Here is a 21,932-nt window from a genome sequence, read left to right on the forward strand (position 1 = left end):
ACCGGTACGGATAGCCCCGTGACCTCCTTCGCCCCGGACTCGATCGTCCTGAACCGCAAGCTGCCGCTCTGGTACCAGGTGTCGCAGTCGCTGCGCGCCTCGATACTCGGCCGCTCGCCCCAGGACCCGTTGCGGCTGCCGACCGAGGAGCAGCTCGCCGGGCACTACGGGGTGAGCGTGCTGACCATGCGGCAGGCGCTGAAGGAGTTGGAGACCGAGGGCCTGATCACCCGCCACCGGCGCCGCGGCACCTTCATCGAGCCGGACGTCCGCAGGGGCTCTCCGGTGCGGCTGCTGGGCTCGGTGGACGCGATCGTGGCCCAGCAGTCCGGCATGGCGACGCGGCTGCTGGACCACGGCAGGACGTCCGTGCCGGCCGAAGTCGCCGAGTACTTCCCGGACCTGGCCGAGGTGTCGACGTACCACCGCCTGCGCTCCGAGGAGAAGACCGGCGAGCCGACCAACCACGCCCGCAACTACGTCCGCCCCGAACTCGCCGCCCGCATCGACCTCGACGACCTGACCCGCTGGCCGATGACCAAGGTGCTGCGGGATGTCGTCGGGGCGGACATCAGCCGCATCACGGACACGGTTCAGGCCCGCCTCGCCGACCCGGAGACGGCCCGCCTCCTCCACGTCCCGCTGCTCAGCCCGATCCTGCACTACACGGGCGTCACCTACGACACCGCCGGGCGCCCCTTGGACGTGGCCGTCATCCACTACCGGGGCGACCGCTTCTCGTTCACGGTCACCCTCGACGCGACCTAGACACGGCCTGGACGCGGCTCGGACGTGTTGGGCGGACCGGCGGAAGGAGAGCGGACGTGTGGCCGTGCAGGCCGTACAGCCCCTGCCCCAGCTGTCGTCGGCAAGTCGTACGATGCCCAGCGTGACGCACGACGACGCTCCGCTGCTGGCGGACCTCATGCCGTGGTCCGTCGCACCGCCGCGGCTCGGCCGGGGGTGGCCGACGGGTCCCGATCCGGCTTCCCTGAAGGCCCGTTGGGATGCCCTGCTGAAGGCCGAGGGCCCCGGCCGGGAGGCCCTGTTCGAGCCGACGCGTTCCCGTACGCTCCAGTCGGCTGTCGGGCAACTGCCGGGACAGTCGGGCGGCACGGAGAAGCTGGTCCGTGCCTCGGGCCCGTGCCCGGAGCCGGTGCGTGTGCTGCACGCGCCCTTCGACGAGCAGTGGCTGATCCCCGACCACCGGCTGATCGACGCGGCACGGCCCGAGTTGTGGCGGGTCGCGGACGAGCGGCAGATCTTCGTCGCGGAGATCCCCGACGCCGCCGGCCCCCACCTGCTGGCGACCTCCGTGCTCCCGCTGCTGCGCCCCGGCCGTATCCGCCCCCTGTACCGCCGCCCCGGCGGTGCGGAACCCAACCTGGCGCCGGGCCTGCTGGACCACCTGGCCGACCGCCTCGGCCTCGTCCCGACGCCCGTGGACCTGCTGGCCTGGACCGTGACGGCGGTACGCCCGGGCCTCGCCGTCCCACTCACCGAGGACCCGGAACTGTGGGCCGTCGGTGTCGAACTGGGCCACCGCGCGCTCTGGCTGATGCGCCGCGACGGCGACCGCCCCAAGCTCCCCGGCGGCCGCCGCCCGTACGTCCGCGCCCCCCTGCCGTCCCTGCCGCTGACCGTGCACTACGACCGCGACGAGGAGACCCTGCACGTCGACGAGGGCCGTATCTCCCCGGTCCCGCCACAGGCCTGGGACTTCGAGGTGGCCGGCGGACGCGTCCTGGAGCAGTGGTTCGCGACCCGCACCGCGCAGGCCGAACCGGGCACGCTGTCCGCGATCCGCCCGACGACGTGGCCGCAGGCCTGGACCTCGGAACTGCTGGAGCTGATCACCGTACTCGCCCTGCTGGCCGAACTGGAGCCCCGGCGGGAGGAGTTGACGGTGACGGCACCCATCACCGCGCAGGAGCTGCGCAAGGCGGGCGTCCTGCCCGTGCCGGACGCGGCCCGCAGACCGGCGTCGGTCCTCGACCATCACGAGGAGGGCCCGGAAGGCCAGTTCGCACTGATCTAGTGCCGTGGCCCCGGGCTCCCTGGGCTACCGGCTACCGGAGCCCTGACTCCTCGGCTCGAAGCCGTCCAGTACGCGGTCCAGCATCCGGTCGAACACGGCCTCCATGTCGATGGGCCCCGCGTCCTCCGTGAACGCCGCCGCCAGCCGCGGATACGCCCCGGACGCCACCTGACTTGCCAGGTACGCGATCCTCACCGCGTTCTCCTGCTCCTCCGACCAGGGCAGCGACCGCGCCCGCTCGACGTTGGACAGCTCCGTCGACACGTACGCCGTCACGCACCCGTTGAGCATCCCGAGCAGCTCCATCTTCGTGCCGTAGGGCACGTCGAAGGGGTCCATGCAGGCCATGCAGTGCTCGAGAAAGCGCAGGGCGTTGGGGCTGAAGCCGTACACCGGTGACATCAGCCGCGGCACCCATGGATGCCGGTGCATGAGAGCCCGGGTCTGGTACGCCACCCGGCGCATGTCGGCCCGCCAGTCACCGCTGGGCTCCCACACCTCCTGCTCGCCGCTGACCGCGTCCACCATCAGCTCGTACAGGTCCTCCTTACGGGGGACGTAGTTGTAGAGCGACATGGTCCCGCAGCCCAGCTCGGCCGCGACATGCCGCATGGAGACGCCGTCGAGGCCCTGCCCGTCGGCGAGCCGCACCGCCGCCGCCGCGATGTCCGCGCGCGTGAACGCGGGCTTCGGCCCCCGGCCCGTCCGCTCGGGACGGGCCCAGATCACTTCGGGTACGGCCGCTCGGCCCGCCATCGATCATCACCTCGGCCTCCATCCTAGTTACGTACAGCGTACGTAGTGCGCTATGGTCGACCCATGACTACTACGTACGCTGTACTTAGTGAAGGTCTGGAGAAGCGGTTCGGTGCCGTCCAGGCCGTGCGCGGGCTGGATCTCGCGGTGGCCAGCGGCACGGTCTGCGGCATCCTCGGACCCAACGGGGCGGGCAAGACGACCGCCGTACGGCTCCTGACCACCCTGCTGCGGCCGGACGCCGGCTCGGCGCGCGTCGCCGGGCACGACCTCGTGCGGGAGGCCGCCGCCGTGCGCCGCGTGATCGGCGTCACCGGGCAGTACGCCTCGGTCGACGGGGACCTCACCGGCCGCCAGAATCTCAGGCTGTTCGCCCGGCTGCACCGGGTACGAGGACCCGCCGAGCGGGCCGGGGACCTCCTCGACCGCTTCGGGCTGGCCGAGGCGGCCGACCGGCCCGCGTCCACCTACTCCGGCGGGATGCGCCGCCGGCTCGACCTGGCGGCCAGCCTGATCCGCCGCCCCGAGGTGCTGTTCCTCGACGAACCGACGACCGGGCTCGACCCGGCCAGCCGCAACCTGATCTGGGCCGCCGTACGCGATCTCACCGCGGACGGCACGACCGTCCTGCTGACCACGCAGTACCTGGAGGAGGCCGACCGACTCGCCGACGACATCGCCCTGGTGGACCGGGGCCGGGTGGCGCACACGGGTTCGCCGGCCGAGCTGAAGGCGCTCATCGGGACGCACGTCGAGGTCGTCGTCGCGGGCCCGGACGTCATGGCGAGGGCGGCGGGCGTGCTGGACCGGCTCACCGGCGCCCGGCCGGCGTTCGACGAGGAGCGCAACGCCGTCGGCGCGGTCACCCGGGACCCGACGCTCACACTCCCCCGGCTGGTACGCGAACTGGACGCGGCGGGAGTCCCGTTGCTGGACGCGAGCCTGCGCCCGCCGACCCTCGACGACGTGTTCCTCCGGCTCACCGACGACCAGGATCTCCAGGAGGCGGCGTGAGCACGCTGGCGTACGACTCGGGCGCGATGCTGGGCCGCCAGCTGCGGCGGCTGCGGAACAACCCGGGCCTGGTCGTCCTGACCCAGACCATGCCGGTCACCATGCTGCTGTTCTTCGGCTACGTCTTCGGCAGCGCGCTGGCGATGCCGGGCGAGGAGTACCGGGCGTTCCTGGTGCCGGGCCTGCTGGTGGCGACCGCCGCGAACGGGATCATGACCGGGATGTTCCAGGCCGCCGCGGACACCCACCGGGGAGTGACGGACCGCTTCCGGACCCTGCCGATGAGCCGGGCGGCGGTGCCGCTCGGGCAGGCGGGCGCGGACCTGGTGGTCACGGCGGCAGGGACGGTGCCCTTCCTGCTGGTCGGGCTCGCGGTGGGCTGGCGGGTCGAGGGGAGCGCAGCGGCGGCGGTGGGCGCCTTCGGACTGTTGCTGCTCTTCCGGTTCGCGACCACCTGGATCGGGATCTTTCTCGGGCTGCTGACCCGGAACGAGGAGGCCGCGGGTCAGCTGGGCGGGGCGACCTTCCTGCTGCCGCTGCTGTCGAACGCGTACATCCCGACCGAGGGCCTGCCGGGGTGGCTGCGCACGATCGCCGAGTGGAATCCGATCAGCGCGGTGACGACCGCCCTGCGGGACCTGTTCGGGAACGCGCCGGTGCCTCAGGGTGCGGCCTGGCCGGTGGCGCATCCGGTCGCCGGGTCACTGGTGTGGTGCGCGGTCCTGCTGGGAGTGTTCGGGCCGGCGGCGGTGCACCGGTACGCGCACGGCGAGCGGTGAACCGGCGCCGGTAGGCCGGTCAACGCCCGTGCAGAAGGCGCGCTGGGCACGCCGGGTGGGGGCGTGCGGGCAGCGCGGGTTCGGGCGCGGGGCATGGACGGGGGTCTTGCCCCGCGCTCGGGGAGCCACATCCGGTGCGCCGCCGTGTGCCGTGGGGATGACGGATGACGGAGCACGGCGTCGCGCCGGGACGGCGTGGCAACCCGAGCGAAGAGCGCCTCGGGACGGCCCGAGGAACGCCGGTGTCGCTCAGCGTCCGCCGAACAGCGAACGACGCAGCCGCCGCAGGGGCGCGAAGAGCGAGACGCGGCGTACGCGTGCTCCCCTGGCGCTGCGGCCCCTCGCGGGCTCACGTGCGGTCAGCTCACGCATCAGCGAGGTCGCCTCGGCCGTCTCGACCTGCGGGACGGCAGGACCGCCCAGCACCGAGAGATGGCGGTCGAGACGCGAACTGGTCGCGCTGCTCCCACACGTGATCGCAGGGACCCTCGCCCTGCTGCGCACTGTTATCTGCTCCATGTCACTCCCCACCCGTACGAGTCCACCCGGCCCGGGCAGAGTAACCCTATCGCTCCCTCGGGGCACTCGTGTATCGCGGTCACAGGATTCACCTTCCCCGTAAGGAGGTTGACGACGCCCCTCGGTCACCCTCCGAATCCGACTGATTTCAGGGCGAGTTGGACAACCGGCTGGGTAGTGGGCTGCGGCGAGCCCCCGTCCGGCTCGACGGTCACAGCGAGTGACGTCGCCGACTTGTTCAGGCCGGAGGTGACCAAGGGCGTGTCGCCGTCGAAGAGCCCGAGGGAGCGCGGTTGCGCGTCGGGGCGCATGAGCCAGAGTTGGTGCACGCGGTCGCGCGGCAGATCGTCGTATCCGCTGAGGGTGACGACCGCGCGCCCCTCCGATGCGGAAGCGACCACTCCGATGCTTCGGCCCCGGGTGTCCGCCCCGGCCGTCGCCCGGGCGTCGGGAGCGGCGAGAACGTGGGCGATCTCACGTGACCGCTCCCGCTGTGCGTTCAGCTGGTCCCGTGTCTGGTTGGCCTGGACGGCGAACAGGGACGCGACCACGAGAGCCGCGGCGGCGGTCGCGGTGGCGAACGGGACGAACAGGGGGCGTCGGCGGGGTGCGTGGGAGCGCGCCGGCGGCGGCTGCGCGCCCCAGACGTGCGGCGGCAGCTGGGGAGTCCGCGCGCGGGCCGTGGGTGCCGCGTCCTGCCTGACGGGTTCCTGCGGAGTCGTGCGTACGGCGGCCAGCACCCGGTCGCGCAGCGCAGCCGGCGGCGGGGCGGCCGTGGACCAGGCCAGCCGGACGGCGTCCTCGGCCAGGGCGCGGACCTCGGCGGCGCAGCTCGCGCAGGTCTTGAGGTGCTTCTCGAAACGGATCCGCTCGGCCGGCTCGAGGGCGTCGAGGGCGTAGGGGGCGGCGAGGGAGTGGAGGTCCTCGCGGCGGAACAGGCTCATGCGACACCTCCCAGGCACTCGCGCAGCCGGGTGAGTCCGTCGCGCATCCTCGTCTTGACCGTACCCAGCGGCAGGGAGAGCCGCTCGGCCACTTCACGGTACGTGTAGCCGTCGTAGTAGGCGAGTGTCACCGACTGGCGCTGCAGCGCGGTGAGGCGGTCCAGGCAGTGGCGCACCCACTCGCGTTCCAGACCGGCCTCGACCTCCTCGGTGACCTGGTCGAAGGCGGGGTGGTGGGCGCGCTGCGCCTCGCGCTGTTCGCGTTCGCCGGCCGCGCGGGCGCTGCGCACCCGGTCGACGGCCCGGCGATGGGCGAGGGTGAGGACCCAGGACAGGGCGCTGCCGCGGCCCGGGTCGAAGCGGGCGGCGGAGCGCCACAGTTCGAGCAGCACCTCCTGCGCCACCTCCTCCGACTGCGCCGGATCCCGCAGGACCCGCTTCACCAGCCCGAACACCGGTCCGGACACCAGGCCGTACAACTCCTCGAACGCCCTCTGGTCACCGCCGGCCACCATCACCAGCAGTTCGTCCGCCTCCAACTCGTCTCCCCCTCCAGCCAGACCGCATCTGGGCCGCCGTCCCGTCCCACGAGGCATGCGCAACCTTCCCACCTCCGGAGGGGGTTACGGATGAGCGGGCCGAAAACGCGGGTGGTCGCAGATGAAACAAGTTTCGAAGTCCGCCGTAAGAACGTTTGGGATTCGACCAATCCACTCTGCCGATCGCTCCGAATGGCGTTCGTCAGGCAAAGTTGGCACTGAGGACGGACGGCATGACACCTAACTCCAGGCGCGGCACGGGACACCGGAGCCTCGTGACCCTCATATGTGGTGCGCTGGCCGCCGGGGGGCTCGCAGCCGCCGGTGTGGCCACGCTGGAACCCGGGGCGGCCTCCGCCTCCAGCCACCGGGAGGCCCCGCTGATCTCCGGGCAGCCGCAGTACGACAACACGGACGTGTACGCGTTCGTCAGCCCGGACAAGCCGGACACGACGACGATCGTGGCCAACTGGATCCCGTTCGAGGAGCCCGCGGGCGGACCGAACTTCTTCCCGTTCGCCGAGGACGCCCAGTACGACCTGCACATCGACAACGACGGTGACGCGCAGGGCGACCTGCTGTTCCGGTACACGTTCAAGACGCACACGAAGAACCAGAAGACCTTCCTGTACAACACGGGTCCCGTCACCAGCCTGGACGACCCGGACCTCAACGTCACGCAGACGTACGACATCGAGCTGATCAAGCTGCGCAAGCAGAAAGTCGTCTACAGGACGAAGGTCGCCGACGACGTGCCGGTCGCGCCGTCGAACGTCGGCAAGGCGTCGATGCCGGACTACAACACGCTGCGCAAGCAGGCGGTGCACAAGCTCACCAACGGCGCGCAGACCTTCGCCGGGCAGGCCGACGACCCGTTCTTCCTGGACCTGCGGGTCTTCGACCTGCTGTACGGCGGGAACCTCACCGAGGTCGGCAACGACACCCTCAAGGGCTACAACGTCAACTCCATCGCCCTCCAGGTGCCGAACGACATGATCACCCAGTCGCACGAGCAGCCGATCGTGGGCGTCTGGTCGACCACGCAGCGCCGGAACGCGCAGGGCTACTACTCGCAGGTCTCGCGCCTCGGCAACCCGCTCGTCAACGAGGTCGTCAACCCGCTGAAGGACAAGGACAAGTTCAACGCGTCCGCGCCGTGGGACGACGGGCAGTTCCTGAAGAACGTCACCAACCCCGAGCTGCCGAAGCTCATCGAGGCCATCTACAAGATCAAGGCACCGGCCGAGCCGCGCAACGACCTCGTCGACGTCTTCCTCAAGGGCGTCAAGGGCCTCAACCAGCCCCCGTACGTACGCCCGTCGGAGGAGCTGCGCCTCAACACCTCGATCAAGCCCGCCGCCAGCCCCAAGCGGCTCGGCGTCCTCGACGGCGACAACGCGGGCTTCCCGAACGGGCGCCGGCTGACCGACGACGTCATCGACGCCTCCCTGCAGGTCGTCGAGGGCGAACTGCTCGGCGCGAAGAACGACCTGGGCGACGCGGTCGACAAGAACGACAAGAACTTCGAGCACGCCTTCCCGTACGTCGCACTGCCGACGGAGGGCTCCCGGGGTCCGCTCGCCAAGGGCACGACCGACGGGGCCGACGTCCGCAGCCAGCTCGGTGACGCCCTCCAGCCGGCGGGCGCGGGCGGCAAGGACAACATGACCCTGATCGCCGGCTCGGCGGGCGCGGGTGCCCTGGGCATCCTGCTGATCGGCGGGGCCCTGATGTGGTGGCGCCGGATGCGGGACCGGGCCTACTAGGAAGGTCTCCCGGCCCCTCCCGGCCCCACCGGCCGGGAGCCCGGCCCCTCGACCGGCGCGGCCCGCTCGTACCCATCCCCCACGGCGCGGGCCGCGCCACCGCACGACACCTTCCACAGCACGCCGACCGAGGAGAGGGCATGGCCCCGCGTACGCACGACAGCGACCCCGCCGACCACCCGGCGGACGCCCCGCAGGCCGACCCGCCGGACACCATGAAGCCGACGGATCCAGAGGCCGGGCCCTCCACGACAGCGTCCACCAAGCCGTTCGCCGTGGAGACCGACGATCCGGGCGCCGCGTCCGTGGACACGCCGGTGGCCGCAGCCCCTGACACGCCGGCAGCCGCGGAGGCAGCCGGGCACATCGGCTCCGGCGTGGACGCGCGGGTGGCTGCTGTGCGGCGGGTCGCTGCTGCCGGGCGGCGCTGGCGGGGGGTGCAACTGGTGGGGTGTGCCGCGCTGTTGGCGGTCGCGATGACCGCCGGGGCCGTCGTGGTGGGGGCCGTGCGGGACGGCCGGGGTACGGCGGTGGCGCCCTCGTCGGCCGCCCTGTCACCGGAGTTGCTCGGCAAGGGCGACCTGGACACGAGCATCGCCGCCCTCCAGACCCATCTGCGCGCCCAGCCCAAGGACTTCGGCGGCTGGGCCACACTCGCGCTCGCCTACGTCGAGCAGGCGCGGACCAAAGGTGATCCCTCGCGCTATCCCCAAGCCGAGCAGGCCCTCAAGCGCTCGCTCGCGCTGAAGCCGGACAACGACCAGGCCCTCGCCGGCCGCGCCGCCCTCGCCGCCGCCCGGCACGACTTCGAGAACGCGCTCGCCCACGCCGACCGGACCCTGAAGCAGAACCCGTACAGCGAACGCGCGTTGTCCTCCCGTATCGACGCCCTCGTCGAACTCGGCCGCTACGACGAGGCGTCGAAGGCCGCCGATCTCGCGGACACCCGGCGACCGGGCGTCCCCGTCTTCACGCGATTCGCGTACGTGCGCGAGCTGCGCGGCGACGTGACCACCGCGCGACGCGTGCTGGAGCAGGCGCTCGCCACCGCCACCGCGCCCGGGGACATCGCGTACGTCTCCGCCGCGCTCGGCCAGCTCGCCTGGAACCAGGGCGACTACGAGACGGCCCTGAACCACTACGCGCGCGCCCTCGCCGCCGACGAGAACTACCTCCCGGCGCTGGAGGGCCGGGCCCGTGCCCAGGCCGCGAGCGGTGACCGCGCCGCCGCGATCAAGGGCATGGAGGCCGTCGTCGCCCGCTACCCGCTGCCCGGCCCGCTCGTCGAACTCGGCGAGCTGTACGAGGACCGCGGCGCCGAGGGCGACCCGGAGAAGGCCCGCGACCAGTACGCCCTCGTCGACGCCTGGACGGCGCTCGCCCGCGCCAACAAGGTCAACGCCGACCTGGACACCGCGCTCGCCGCCGCCGACCACGGCGACAAGGCCGAGGCGCTGCGCGCGGCCCGCGCCGAGTGGGGCCGCCGCCACACCGTGCACACGGCGGACGCCCTCGCCTGGGCCCTGCACGTCAACGGCCGCGACGCGGAGGCCCTGCCGTACGCCCGCCGGGCCACCGCAACCGGCTACCGCAGCGCCGCCTTCCTCTATCACCGGGGGATCATCGAGCGCGCCACCGGCCACCAGCAGGACGCCCGCACGCATCTGACGGCGGCGCTGAAGCTGAACCCCGGCTTCTCCCCGCTGGGCGCCCGTGCGGCCCGTAAGGCACTGGAGGCCGTCAAGTGACGTACGCCCGCCGCCTGTTCGCCTCCGGCGCGGCCGTCCTCACGGCTGCCTGCGCGCTCGTACTGGTCCCCTCCGGAGCCGCGAGCGCCCACCCGCTCGGCAACTTCACCGTCAACCGGTACGACGGTCTCGTCGCCGCCCCGGGCGAACTGCGCGTCGAGCACGTCGAGGACCTCGCCGAGATCCCCGCGACCCAGGCCAAGCCGGACCTGGAGAAGCTCGGCATGACCGAGTGGGCCCGGCAGCGGTGTGCGACGGCCGCGCGGGACAGTGAGGTCACCGTCGACGGCCGTGCGGTCGCCCTCACCGCGCGGAGCAGCCACGCGCGCCTGCGCCCCGGCCAGGCGGGGCTCGACACCCTCCGCGTGGAGTGCCGGCTCTCCGCGCCGTTCACCGAGGACGGCACCGTCTCCCTCGGCTTCCACAGCGCGGGCACGTCCACCGGCCCCGGCTGGCGGGAGATCACCGCGCGCGGCGACCGGATGACGCTCACCGCGTCGGACGTACCGAGGGACTCGCTGTCACGCGAACTGACCACGTACCCCAAGGAGTTGCTCTCCTCCCCCGCCGACACCACCACCGCGTCGCTCCGGGTGCGCCCCGGCGGTCCGGCCCTTTCCGACGCCGACACGGACGCCCCGGCCGCCTCCGTCCTTCCGCGCGGCGCCGACCGCTGGACGCGGGCCCTGGACTCCCTCGTCGCCCGGCACGACCTCACCGTCGGCTTCGCCGCGCTGGCGATCCTCATCGCCGTCGCCCTGGGCGCCATGCACGCGCTCGCTCCGGGCCACGGCAAGACCCTGATGGCCGCGGTGGCCGCCGCCCGGGGCGGCAGGGCCCGGATGAAGGACGTCCTGCCCCTGGCCGCCTCGGTCACCGTCACCCACACCCTGGGCGTGGTCGCCCTCGGCCTCCTGGTGACGGCCGGCTCGGCGGCCGCGCCCTCGGTGATCACCTGGCTGGGCATCGCGAGCGGCGTCCTGGTGACGGGGGCCGGCCTGACCCTCCTACGACGGGCCTGGCCCCACCGGGCCCACACGCACGGGCACGGACACGGACATGACGCCGGTCACGAGCATCGGCACGGGCACGACCATGACCACGGGCACCCGCACGGGACGGCCGACGCCCCCGACCGTCCGCTGGCCCTGGCTGGCGCGCACAGCCACCCCACCACGACCGCCGCCCCAGCCGCCGCTCCCACAGCCGCCCCCCACACGCACGATCACCCGCACCCGCACCCGCACCCGCATCATGAGCACGAGCACGACCACAGCCACACCCCCCTCACTCACACCCACACCCACGGCGGCCACACCCACTCCCACCCCACCGCCCCCACCGTCCGCGGCACGATCCTGCTCGGATTCGCCGGTGGCCTCGTGCCCAGTCCGTCCGCCGTGGTCGTGCTCGTCGGTGCCGCCGCGCTCGGTCAGGCCTGGTTCGGGCTGCTGCTCGTCGTGGCGTACGGCGTCGGGCTCGCCCTCACGCTGACCGGGGCCGGCTTCGCCGTCGTCAAGCTGGGTACCGGTGTCACCCGGGTACTCGACAGACGTCCGCGCTGGGCGGCCGGCCCGCTGACCGCCCTGGTCCGCAGGACCGCACCCCTGGTGTCCGCGCTCGTCGTCGTGGCCATTGGGGCCGGATTGGTGCTCAAGGGGGCGGCATCCGCACTCGGCTGAGCTACTTTTGTGAAGAAAACACACAGAACATCACGCGGTGTGGACGACGCACACGGAGATGCGCACGGATGCGAATGGGGGACGCCCGTGTCCGAAGAACCGGGCAGTGAACGTCTGATCGCGGGCCGCTACCGACTCCTGTCCCCGCTCGGCGAGGGCGGCATGGGAACCGTGTGGCGGGCCCGCGACGAGGTGCTGCACCGCGAGGTCGCCGTCAAGGAGGTGCGGGCGCCCGCCGGACTGCAGGGATCCGAGGTCGAGCGGATGTACGCCCGCCTGGAGCGCGAGGCGTGGGCGGCGGCCCGGGTCGCCAACCGCAATGTCGTGACGGTCTACGACGTGGCCACCCAGGACGGCCGTCCGTGGATCGTCATGGAGATCGTCCGCGGCATCTCTCTCGCCGAGCTGCTGGACGCCGAGGGCCCGCTGTCCCCGCAGCGCGCCGCGCACATCGGAGCCGAGGTGCTGGCCGCGCTGCGGGCCGCGCACGAGGCCGGCGTGCTGCACCGGGACGTGAAACCGGCCAACGTGCTCATGTCGAACGACGGCCGGGTCGTGCTCACAGACTTCGGCATCGCCATGGTCGAGGGCAGCTCCGCGCTGACCATGACCGGCGAGGTCATCGGTTCCCCCGAGTTCCTGGCGCCGGAGCGGGCGCTGGGCCGCACACCGGGTCCCGAGTCCGACCTGTGGTCGCTGGGCGTCCTGCTGTACGCGGCGGTCGAGGGCCACTCCCCGTTCCGGCAGAACACCCCGCTCAGCACCCTGCGGGCGATCGTCGACGAGGAGCTGCCGCCGCCGTACCGCGCCGGCCCGCTCGCCCCGGTGATCGAGGGACTGCTGCGCAAGGATCCGGCAGAGCGGCTGTCGGCGGAGCGGGCCGAGCAGGACCTGCGCGTCGTCGCCGCGGGCGGCACGCCCCGCGCGGACAGCGTGCGGGCGGCCCCGTTCGCGTATCCGCCGACCGCCGCGGCTCATCAGCAGCCGCCGCCGACCGCGCCGGGTCCGGCCCAGTGGACGCAGCCCGCCCCGGCGGCCGGGCCGACGACCGCCACCGCCCCACCGGCGGGGCCGGGCCGCAACCGCCGGGCCGCCGTCGTGCTGGTCGCGGGTCTCGTCGCCCTGGCGCTGGCGATCGCGGGACTGACGTACGCGCTGCTGAACCGTGACAACGGGAACGAGGCGGGCGGCAGCCCCAAGAACGAGACGCCGACGGTGAGTTCGCCCTCGGTGAGCGACAGCGCGTCCAAGGACTCCGGAAAGCCCACGCCCACGCCCAGCCAGAGCAGTAAGTCCACGTCGGCCGCGCCGCCCCAGTCGGTGGACGTCTCGCTCGCGGGGGCGCACACGGAGTACTCCGGGCCCTGTCCGCCGGCGCAGAGCGAGGCGCCCGCCTTCACGGCGACCTTCACGGTGGGCAGCCTGCCGGCGGAGGTGCGCTATCGCTGGGTGTCGCGGGACGGCGACGTCATGGACGCGGGCTGGAAGACCCTCTCGTTCCCGGCGGGCGGGGGCAGGACCAAGCAGGACACCGCTTTCGTGACGACCAAGGACGACAACGGGAGCTTCGAGAACGAGATCAGTGTCGAAGTCCGACGTCCGGTGCGTACGACGTCCAACTCGGTGCCGTTCTCGGTGACCTGTGAGACGGAGACCCCGTCGGGTGACGAGGCCTCCCCCTCCACGTCGGTCAGTCCGTGACGGTCAAGCCGTGAGGTCAGGCCGTGACGGCCGGTCCGCGACGGTCAGGCCAGGCCGTTGAACACCGGCAGGTAGCCGCCGGACTGGCCGGCCGCCGTCGGGTGGTACGACTCGCCGATGTTGAGCAGGTTCAGGCTGTGCAGCCAGGCGCTGCCGGAGCAGAGCTCGTGGCCGGTGAAGGTGGTGCGAGCGTCACCGAAGGCGAAGCCGAAGTCCGCGGCCCGCTTGGCGATCGCGGTGTCGAGGTAGTCGGCGGCGTCGTTGATGGCCTTCCGCTTGGTCTCGGAGAGGCCGGCGCAGGTGGTGCCGAGCTTGTAGAAGCGGGGGTAACCCAGCACGACCACACGGGCGGTGGGAGCCTTCGAGCGGATCGCCGAGTAGACGCTGTCGAGTTTGCCGGGCAGCGTCGAGTCGACGTACGCCCTCGCGGTGTCGATCCGGGAGAGGCAGGAGCTGTCGGACTGGAGCACACAGGTCGTCATGACGTCGGCGAACCCGGCGTCGTTGCCGCCTACGCTGATCGAGACGAGGGCGGTGGCGGAGCTGAGCGGAGTGAGCTGACTCGCCAGAACATCACCCGTCCGGGCGCCCGAGCAGGCGGTGAAGTCGAAGGTCGAGGGTGAGTGGGCGGCGGCCCAGAGGTAGGGGTACGCCTTGGTGCTGCGCTTGCAGTCGCCGCTCGTGGAGAGGTAGCTGCCCGCGCCGACCCCGGAGGAGTAGGAGTCTCCGAGGGCCACATAGCCGCCGTTCGCGGCGAGTTGGGACGCCTGGGCCGTGGCCGCCCCGGTGAGGGCGGTACCGAGGGCGAGGAGGAGCGAGCTGACGTATACGGCAAGTCGGGAACGTCTCATGGAACCTCCCTATAGCAGGATCTCTGCCATCACCGTCGTAGCAACGACACGCACAGATCGGAAGTGTCCATGCCAAGACTTTTCGGGGCTTCCGGGGTGCGAACCGGCGTGCGCCGCGTCCGATCTGACTCACCATTCCCTGGAGCCCCACCCGCCTCCGGGGGCATGCGCGCATCTTGACTGCCCCTCGGGACTGAGCGACATTGAAGCCCGGCATCCGACGCTTCGGGGGGCAAAGTCGGCCATGCAGACCATCCGCAACAAGACACCGTCGGCAGCGCGGGCGGACGACACCGAACGGGCGCGACCAGGACCGGGGAGGGACCTGGCACCGCTGTTCGCGGGCGCCGCGACGGCCGTCGCGGGATGCGGCGCGCTGTTCGCGTTCGCCGACTCGCACTCGCCGCTGCGCGGGCCGCTCACCCTGTTCTTCCTGCTCGTCACACCCGCGGCCGCTCTCGGCGCCGCGCTGCGCGGGCTGGAACCGTTCGGCCGGCTGCTCACGGCGCTGGCGGGCTCGGTCGTCGTCAACATGCTGGTGGCCCAGGGCATGCTGGCCGTGCACCGCTGGTCGGTGCGGGGCGGGCTGGTGGCCGTGACCGTGCTCAGTGCGCTGATGCTGCTGCCGGCCGTGGCGCGAGGGCTGCGCGGTACCGTGCGGCGACACGCGCCCCAAGTCGCTGACGGCGAGCGATCAGTATCGGTCAAACCAACAAAAACGTGAGGGCTCGTTCCAGGTCTTGCCATACAGCATCAATCGTCAATACCGTCATACATCTCACCCGCATCGGTCCGTCATCAAGCGGCTCTAGGGGAGGGCTCAAGGACCGCGATGGATTCCGGCGCGGGGCGCGGTAGGGGGGTGCCGTGCTCGGTGACCGCACTTGTGACCGAGCCGTGCCGCGCGACCGGCTGCCGTTTCCCGGAGCCGGCCAGCTTTGCCAGCTCACCCGACACGCACGGAGTTCCACTCCGGCATGCCATGGGTGAGTACCCCCCTTTCGAACCGGACCAAGAGCCGGGCTGCCCAGGGGCGGGCGGTCCACCGGACGAGAGGGACCATTCTCATGAGCTCAGTTCTGCGCCCGGCCAGCACGGGCCAGGATCCGTTAACAGCCGGGACCTACCGGCCGATCTCCTCTCACTTGGCGATCACACCGCCGGTGAGCGTGGTGATTCCCGCCATGAATGAGGCGGAGAATCTCCCCTACGTCTTCAAGACGCTTCCGAGCTGGATCCACGAAGTGGTTCTCGTGGACGGCAACTCCACCGACGACACCGTCGAAGTGGCCCGCTCGCTGTGGCCGGACGTCAAGGTCGTCGAACAGCGCGGCAAGGGCAAGGGTGACGCGCTGACCACCGGCTTCCAGGCCGCCACCGGCGACATCATCGTGATGGTCGACGCGGACGGCTCGGCCGACGGCAACGAGATCGTCAGTTATGTCTCCGCCCTCGTCTCGGGCGCGGACTTCGCCAAGGGGTCCCGCTTCGCCAACGGCGGCGGCACCGACGACATGACCTTCATCCGCAAACTCGGCAACTGGGCGCTGTGCACGGCCGTCAACCGCAAGTTCGGCGCCCGCTACACGGACCTGTGCTACGGCTACAACGCCTTCTGGCGGCACTGCCTCGACAAGATCGAGCTGGACTGCACCGGCTTCGAGGTCGAGACCGTGATGAACATCCGGGTGGTGAAGGCGGGTCTGAAGGTTCAGGAGATCCCGAGCCACGAGTACCTCCGCATCCACGGCACGAGCAATCTGCGGGCCGTGCGGGACGGGCTCAGGGTGCTCAAGGTGATCCTGCGGGAGCGCTCCAACCGGCGTGCTCTGCGTCGCCGGCCGCAGCACTCCCCGATGCTCGACTCGGTCCGGGGAGAGGTGTCTTGAGCGATCCCGACATCTCCGTCGTGATCTGCGTCTACACCGAGGACCGCTGGGAGGACATCCTCGCGGCGGTCTCCTCGGTGCGGGCGCAGTCACGGCCGGCCCTGGAGACACTGCTGGTCGTCGACCACAACACACCGCTCCTGGACCGGCTGGCCAAGGAGTACAAGGAGTCCGCACAGGTGCGGGTGCTCGCCAACGCGGGCCCCCGCGGCCTGTCCGCCGGACGCAACACCGGAATCGCCGCGGCCCGCGGCGACGTCCTGGCGTTCCTGGACGACGACGCCGTCGCCGAACGGGACTGGCTGCGGCACTTCGCCGCGGGCTACGCCGACCCGCGGGTGATGGCCGTCGGCGGCCGTACGGTGCCGATCTGGGCGTCGGGCCGCCGGCCGGACTGGTTCCCGGAGGAGTTCGACTGGGTGGTGGGCTGCACCTACAAGGGGCTGCCGCCGGGGCGGGTCCAGGTGCGCAACGTCCTGGGCGGCAACGCCTCCTTCCGCCGCAGCGCCTTCGACGCCGCGGGCGGTTTCGCCACCGGCATCGGACGCGACGGCGACAAGCGGCCGCTGGGCTGCGAGGAGACGGAGCTGTGCATCCGGCTCACCCGGGCCAGACCCGGGGCGATCCTGCTCATCGACGACAGCGCGGTGATCCACCACCGGGTGCCCGAGACGCGTGAGCACTTCGGCTACTTCCGCACCCGCGCCTACGCCGAGGGCCTGTCGAAGGCACTGGTGGCCCGAAGTGTGGGAACGGACAAGGGACTTGAGTCCGAGCGCCGGTACGCGACCCGGGTACTGCCCGCCGGGGTGGCGCGCGGCCTGCGGGACGCGGCCCTGGCCCGGCCGGGCGGCGCGGGCCGCGCCGGCGCCATCGTCGCCGGGGTGCTGACGGCGGCGAGCGGATACGTGGTGGGCAGCCTCCGGGCACGCCGCGGCACCACCACCTTCTCGGTGGCTGCGATCGAGGAGGCACGCTCCACCCGCTCGGAACCGGAGGCCGAGGAGACAAGCCCCACCGTCTCGCAGCCCGAGACGGAGGAAGCGCGCCCGACCGTCTCGCAGCCCGAGACCGAGGAGGCACGCCCCACCGTCTCGTTGACCGAGACCGAGGAGGGCGGCGTATGAGCGAGAAGCCGGTGCCGATCCTCATGTATCACGCGGTCGCGAGCGACCCGAACGAGGCCACCCGCGCCTTGTCGGTGTCCCCACAGGCGTTCGCGGAGCAGATGGCCGTGATCGCCGACCGGGGCCTGTCGCCGCTCAACACCGCTGATTTGGCGGCACGTTGGCGCTCCGGCCGCCCGCTGCCGGAGCGGCCCGTCCTGATCACGTTCGACGACGGCTACGAGGGTGTGCACCGGCACGCCCTGCCCGTGCTCGCCAAGCACGGCTTCGCGGCCACCCTGTTCGTCTCCACCGGCTGGATCCGGGGGGCGTACGACACCGGCGGCGGCCTGGACACCATGCTGGACTGGGGCCAGGTCCGCGAACTCGCCGCGACGGGCGTGGAGATCGGCGGCCACAGCCACACCCACCCGCAGCTCGACCAGCTCGACGACGGCACGCTGCGCCACGAGCTGATCCACTGCAAGGAGATCGTGAGCGACGAACTCGGCACCGTGCCCACCTCGTTCGCCTACCCGTACGGCTACTCCAGTCGCCGGGTGCGACAGGCGGTGCGGGAGACGGGGTACGGCCAGGCACTCGCCGTCGGCAACGGGCTCGCCCGCCGCCGGCAGGGGCCGTACGCCCTGCACCGGGTCACCGTGCGCCGCAGCACGGGTGCCGAGGAGTTCGAGCGGCTCGTCGAGGGCCGTGCGATCGTCCGGAACTTCGCCGGGGACCGTGCCCTCACCAAGGGGTACGCCCTGGTCCGCAGAGCACGCCAGGTCCGCCGGAAGGCCATCCGTTCCCGTGTCTGACACGACCACGACCGAGCCCACCTCGTCCGCGCCCGAGGCGCCCGAGCAGCCGGGGCGCCGGCTCCGCCTGCCGGGCCTCGGCCGGTCCCCCGGGGGCAGCCCGCTGTTCCGCAACGCCTACGCCCTGATGCTCAACACCGGCATCTCCGCGGTGCTCGGCCTCGGCTTCTGGCTGGCGGCCGCCCGCTACTACTCCGAGTCGGCGGTCGGCCAGGGCTCCGCCGCGATCGCCGCGATGAAACTCCTCGCGGGGCTGACCGCGGTGACCCTGACCGGCGCGCTGGCCCGGTTCATCCCGGTCGCGGGACGTGCGACCGGGCGCCTCATCGTGCGTACGTACGCGGGCAGTTCGGTGTTCGTGGCGCTGGCCGCGCTCGTCTTCCTGCTCACGCTCGACCTGTGGGGGCCGTCGTACCGCTTCCTGCACGGGCCCCTCAACGGGCTCGGCTTCGTCGTGGCCGTCATCGCCTGGTCGCTGCTGACGCTGCAGGACGGGGTGCTGACCGGACTGCGCAGCGCGCTGTGGGTGCCGGTCGGCAACACCGTCTTCTCGGCGGTGAAGCTCGCACTGCTGGTCGCGCTCGCGGTGGCCGTCCCGACGAGCGGCGTGTTCGTGTCGTGGGTCGCGGCGATCGCCTTCTCCGTAGTGCCGCTGGGCTGGCTGGTGTTCCGGCGGCTGGTGCCCCGGCACGAGAAGGCGACCGAGGAGCGCGCGCGGCCGCCGACGCTGAAAGAGGTCGGGCGGTTCCTCGCGGGCGACTACACCGGCTCGCTGTTCTCCCTGGCCGTGGTCTACCTGGTCCCCGTCATCATCGCCTCGCAGGTCAGTTCCCAGGACAACGCGTACTTCTACATCACCACCACCATCGGCGGCACGATCAACCTGCTCGCCATCAACATGGGTGCCTCCCTGACCGTCGAGGGCTCGCACGACCCTCGGCGGCTGGCCGCCAACACCCGGGCCGCGCTGAAGCGGATGGCCCGGATCATGCTGCCGGTGGCCGGGATCCTGTTCGTCGGCGCACCCTGGATCCTCGGCGTGTTCGGCGCGGGCTACGCGGACGCGGCCACCCCGCTGCTGCGCTGGTTCGCGGTCGGCGCGGTCCTCAGGGTCGTCATGGAGACGTACTTCGCGGTGCTGCGTGCCCAGAGCCGTACCTCCCCACTCGCCTGGATGCAGGGCCTGTTGTGCGTCCTGGTGCTCGGTCTGACGTTGCTGCTGCTCCCCCGGATGGGCCTGACCGGCGCGGGCGTCGCCGAGATCTCCTCGCTCACGGTGATCGTCGCGATGGCGGCACCCAAGCTGTACAAGGTCGTCCGGGGCAGGCCGGGCGAGATCCCCGAGGACGCGGCGCCCGACGGGGACCTCGCCGACCTGGGGGCGCGCGAGGGCGCCGCCCCGGCCGCGCCGCCCAGGCGGGGGCCTGCCTGGGCGCTCGACAAGGACACCCTCGCCCTCGGCATCCACGTCGACTTCGACCACCTGGAACGCCGGCCGGACGTCCGCCCGGGCCCCGGCACCCCGCCCACCGGCACCCCCGTGGTCCCGGAGGACCGCCGGCCGACCTGGGCGCGCAGTCCCGAGGTCGGGTTGCCTGTGCAAGAACGCGAGCCGGGCTCCGAGGCGTCACTCGGTCCGGCCGAGCCGGAGGTGGACGCCCCGTTCGAGCCGTGGGAAGAAGAGCCGGAGGAGGTCGTAGAGGAAGAGTCCGCCGTACGCGCGCAGGCCCCGGAGACCGAAGAGGAACCGGTGGCCGCCCGTCGGCCGCCCACCCGGGTCGGAGTGATCCTCGGCTGTCTGCTGACCGCCGCGCTGCTCCTGTACTGGGTGCCCGCGCTGCGGCTCGGCGAGGCCGATCTGGACGGGATCGGCGGGCTCGGGCTGATCTCCGTGCTGCCCCTGCCCACCCTCGTCGGGGCGGCGCTGCTGGTCGTGGTGTTCGCCTCGCTGCTGTGGCTCGGCCGGGAGCACCGCACGCTGCTGATGGTGACCCTGCTGGCGACCGTGGTCTCGCTGCACGCGCCGCCCGCGGTGATCGAGACGGAACCGCGGTTCGCGACGGCCTGGCAACACCTCGGGTTCCTCGACTACATCGACCGGACCGGGTCGGCCGTGCCCGACCTGGACGCGCGCTGGAGCTGGCCCGGCTTCTTCGCGGCGGCCGCGTTCGTCGCCAAGGCCTGCGGGGTCAGCGACCTCACCGAGGTGATCCGCTGGTGGCCGACGGCCGTCCAACTCCTCTATCTGGCCCCCCTGTTCCTGCTGGTGCGTTCGATGCGGGCGAGCTGGCGGGCCAAGTGGACCGGCATCTGGATCTTCGTGCTCAGCGGCTGGGTGGGCCAGGACTACTTCTCCCCGCAGGGCTTCACCTATCTCCTCTACCTGGTGTTCGTGGCGATCCTGCTGGTCTGGTTCCGGGCACCGGGCGTGATCTGGACGAAGCGGCGGCCCGGCGAGATCGAGGTCGAGCCGACCGACCGGCGGCAGCGGGCCGTGCTGCTCATGATCCTGGTCGGCCTGTTCGCGGCGAGCGTCCCCGCCCACCAGCTCACCCCGTTCGTGATGCTGGGCGTGCTCGCGGTGCTCGTCCTGGTCGGCCGCAGCGAACTGCGCGGCCTGCCCATCCTGTTCGGCGTGCTGGTGGCCGTCTGGGTCGGCTTCATGGCCGAGCCGTACTGGTCCGGGCACTTCGACGACCTGTTCGGCGGGGTCGGCGGCGTCGGCAGCAACGTGTCGTCGTCCGTCTCCGGCCGGATCCAGGGCGGCAGTTCCACGCACAAACTGGTGCTGTACGTGCGCGTCCTGCTGGCCGGCTCGGTGATGGCCTTCGCCTGCTGGGGCTGGTGGCGCCGCCGCTGGCACGGCTACCGCGAACGCTCGCTGCTGGTCCTCACCTTCGTGCCGTTCCTCGGCTTCGGCATGCAGTCGTACGGCGGCGAGATGGCGCTCAGGGTCTTCATGTTCGCCCTGCCGGGCTCCGCCCTGCTCGCCGCCCTCGCCCTGTTCCCGCGCACCGGCGTCACCGTCGAGGAACGCGACAAGGACCGGGTGAGCCTCGCCCCGCTGGCGGCGCTGATGGCCGGCCTGCTCCTCATGGGCGGCTTCCTGGTGGCCCGGTGGGGAAACGAGTCGTTCGAGCGGATCCGGCCCGGCGAGGTCGCCGCCATGGACTACGTGTACGCCCACGACGATCCGACGGTTCGGCTGCTGTGGCTGAGCAACGACACCGTCACCAACGTGACGCCGGCGATGCCGTGGGGCGCGAAGGACATGGAGAAGGTCGAGTACGTGCCCACGCTCGCGCCCAGTGACCCGGTGCTGGTGTCCGGCCTGGTCAAGGCGCTCAAGGACGCGGGCCCGAACTCGTATCTGATGATCAACCGCAGTCAGGTCACCTATCTCCAGCTCGACGTGGGCTACTCGAAGACCTGGGAGCCCCGGCTGGTCGAGAACCTGGACGACCGGCCGGAGCTGAAGAAGGTCCTCGTCAACGCGGACGTGACGATGTACACCCTGGCCAAGCAGCCCGAGGGCAAGGTGCCGGCCGCTGACCCGGGTCCGATCGGGCCGCAGGTGACGTGGACGTCCTGGTCGGTCGTCGGGGCCCTCGCGGCGCTCGCGCTGATCGTGCTGCTGACGGCACGGGAGGTCGTGCGGGTCGCGCTACGGCCGAGCGTGCGGCAACTGCGCTGGCTCCAGAGCAGCTTCTGGTTCTCGCTGCCGCTGCTGGCGGTGCTGCTCGCGTCGCTGGTGCAACGGTTCCTGACGATGAAATGAGGGC

The 21,932-nt window shown here is 71.9% G+C and carries 18 protein-coding genes; 13 read left to right on the forward strand and 5 right to left on the reverse strand.

Translation table 11 applies throughout. The features are described 5' to 3' along the window. Positions 1 to 18: 18 nt before the first annotated feature. Both ACIBK3_RS33445 and ACIBK3_RS33450 read left to right on the forward strand, forming a co-directional pair. Positions 19 to 768 carry a GntR family transcriptional regulator gene (locus ACIBK3_RS33445; protein ID WP_399371204.1) on the forward strand — a complete coding sequence of 250 codons (750 nt, stop codon included), beginning with the start codon at positions 19 to 21 and terminating at the stop codon, positions 766 to 768. 112 nt (positions 769 to 880) lie between these two features. Further along, a complete protein-coding gene (locus tag ACIBK3_RS33450; RefSeq protein ID WP_399371356.1) occupies positions 881 to 2,038 on the forward strand; it encodes a type ISP restriction/modification enzyme in 1,158 nt (385 codons plus the stop codon). A gap of 24 nt (positions 2,039 to 2,062) precedes the next feature. On the opposite strand, the gene ACIBK3_RS33455 is transcribed toward ACIBK3_RS33450, so the two are convergent. Beyond that, the gene (locus tag ACIBK3_RS33455) at positions 2,063 to 2,794 is read right to left on the reverse strand and encodes a TetR/AcrR family transcriptional regulator (protein ID WP_399371205.1); all 732 of its coding nucleotides are present in this window, start codon (positions 2,792 to 2,794) and stop codon (positions 2,063 to 2,065) included. A gap of 63 nt (positions 2,795 to 2,857) precedes the next feature. Between ACIBK3_RS33455 and ACIBK3_RS33460 the strand changes: the two genes are divergently transcribed. Both ACIBK3_RS33460 and ACIBK3_RS33465 read left to right on the forward strand, forming a co-directional pair. After that, entirely contained in the window at positions 2,858 to 3,808 is a 951-nt protein-coding gene (locus ACIBK3_RS33460) for an ATP-binding cassette domain-containing protein (protein WP_399371206.1), read from the forward strand. A gap of 26 nt (positions 3,809 to 3,834) precedes the next feature. Further along, positions 3,835 to 4,587: an ABC transporter permease gene (locus tag ACIBK3_RS33465; protein ID WP_399371358.1), complete on the forward strand. Its 753-nt coding sequence runs from the start codon at positions 3,835 to 3,837 to the stop codon at positions 4,585 to 4,587. A gap of 249 nt (positions 4,588 to 4,836) precedes the next feature. On the opposite strand, the gene ACIBK3_RS33470 is transcribed toward ACIBK3_RS33465, so the two are convergent. From ACIBK3_RS33470 to ACIBK3_RS33480, 3 genes are all read right to left on the reverse strand, one after another. After that, positions 4,837 to 5,106 (reverse strand): hypothetical protein, encoded by a 270-nt coding sequence (locus ACIBK3_RS33470; protein WP_399371207.1) that lies wholly within the window; start codon positions 5,104 to 5,106, stop codon positions 4,837 to 4,839. Between the two features lie 125 nt (positions 5,107 to 5,231). Continuing rightward, positions 5,232 to 6,050 (reverse strand): anti-sigma factor domain-containing protein, encoded by an 819-nt coding sequence (locus ACIBK3_RS33475; RefSeq protein ID WP_399371208.1) that lies wholly within the window; start codon positions 6,048 to 6,050, stop codon positions 5,232 to 5,234. Next, positions 6,047 to 6,589 (reverse strand): sigma-70 family RNA polymerase sigma factor, encoded by a 543-nt coding sequence (locus ACIBK3_RS33480; protein WP_030676686.1) that lies wholly within the window; start codon positions 6,587 to 6,589, stop codon positions 6,047 to 6,049. The genes ACIBK3_RS33475 and ACIBK3_RS33480 overlap by 4 nt, the downstream gene beginning before the upstream one ends. A 233-nt stretch (positions 6,590 to 6,822) precedes the next feature. Between ACIBK3_RS33480 and ACIBK3_RS33485 the strand changes: the two genes are divergently transcribed. The 4 genes from ACIBK3_RS33485 (at position 6,823) to ACIBK3_RS33500 (ending at position 13,486) form a co-directional block, all read left to right on the forward strand. After that, positions 6,823 to 8,355: a DUF4331 domain-containing protein gene (locus ACIBK3_RS33485; protein WP_399371210.1), complete on the forward strand. Its 1,533-nt coding sequence runs from the start codon at positions 6,823 to 6,825 to the stop codon at positions 8,353 to 8,355. A 140-nt stretch (positions 8,356 to 8,495) separates the two neighbouring features. After that, complete coding sequence (locus ACIBK3_RS33490) at positions 8,496 to 10,103, forward strand: tetratricopeptide repeat protein (RefSeq protein WP_399371211.1); 1,608 nt, start codon at positions 8,496 to 8,498, stop codon at positions 10,101 to 10,103. Further along, positions 10,100 to 11,785 (forward strand): nickel transporter, encoded by a 1,686-nt coding sequence (locus ACIBK3_RS33495; RefSeq protein WP_399371213.1) that lies wholly within the window; start codon positions 10,100 to 10,102, stop codon positions 11,783 to 11,785. Before ACIBK3_RS33490 ends, ACIBK3_RS33495 begins: the two co-directional genes overlap by 4 nt. An 87-nt stretch (positions 11,786 to 11,872) precedes the next feature. Further along, positions 11,873 to 13,486: a protein kinase gene (locus ACIBK3_RS33500; protein ID WP_399371214.1), complete on the forward strand. Its 1,614-nt coding sequence runs from the start codon at positions 11,873 to 11,875 to the stop codon at positions 13,484 to 13,486. 44 nt (positions 13,487 to 13,530) lie between these two features. Here the strand turns inward: ACIBK3_RS33500 and ACIBK3_RS33505 are convergent, their stop codons facing one another. Next, the gene (locus ACIBK3_RS33505; RefSeq protein ID WP_399371216.1) at positions 13,531 to 14,337 is read right to left on the reverse strand and encodes an SGNH/GDSL hydrolase family protein; all 807 of its coding nucleotides are present in this window, start codon (positions 14,335 to 14,337) and stop codon (positions 13,531 to 13,533) included. Positions 14,338 to 14,581: 244 nt separating this feature from the next. Between ACIBK3_RS33505 and ACIBK3_RS33510 the strand changes: the two genes are divergently transcribed. The 5 genes from ACIBK3_RS33510 (at position 14,582) to ACIBK3_RS33530 (ending at position 21,928) form a co-directional block, all read left to right on the forward strand. Continuing rightward, on the forward strand, positions 14,582 to 15,061 hold the full coding sequence (locus ACIBK3_RS33510) for a hypothetical protein (protein WP_399371217.1): 480 nt from the start codon (positions 14,582 to 14,584) through the stop codon (positions 15,059 to 15,061). 343 nt (positions 15,062 to 15,404) lie between these two features. Further along, complete coding sequence (locus tag ACIBK3_RS33515; RefSeq protein ID WP_399371218.1) at positions 15,405 to 16,226, forward strand: glycosyltransferase family 2 protein; 822 nt, start codon at positions 15,405 to 15,407, stop codon at positions 16,224 to 16,226. Then, positions 16,223 to 17,353 carry a glycosyltransferase gene (locus ACIBK3_RS33520; protein ID WP_399371219.1) on the forward strand — a complete coding sequence of 377 codons (1,131 nt, stop codon included), beginning with the start codon at positions 16,223 to 16,225 and terminating at the stop codon, positions 17,351 to 17,353. The genes ACIBK3_RS33515 and ACIBK3_RS33520 overlap by 4 nt, the downstream gene beginning before the upstream one ends. Beyond that, the gene (locus tag ACIBK3_RS33525) at positions 17,350 to 18,150 is read left to right on the forward strand and encodes a polysaccharide deacetylase family protein (RefSeq protein ID WP_399371221.1); all 801 of its coding nucleotides are present in this window, start codon (positions 17,350 to 17,352) and stop codon (positions 18,148 to 18,150) included. Before ACIBK3_RS33520 ends, ACIBK3_RS33525 begins: the two co-directional genes overlap by 4 nt. Next, positions 18,143 to 21,928, forward strand: a complete 3,786-nt coding sequence (locus ACIBK3_RS33530) for a lipopolysaccharide biosynthesis protein (protein ID WP_399371222.1) — start codon at positions 18,143 to 18,145, stop codon at positions 21,926 to 21,928. The genes ACIBK3_RS33525 and ACIBK3_RS33530 overlap by 8 nt, the downstream gene beginning before the upstream one ends. The last annotated feature ends 4 nt before the right edge of the window (positions 21,929 to 21,932 follow it).

The organism is Streptomyces sp. NPDC050287, from assembly GCF_044459385.1.
GTDB lineage: Bacteria > Actinomycetota > Actinomycetes > Streptomycetales > Streptomycetaceae > Streptomyces.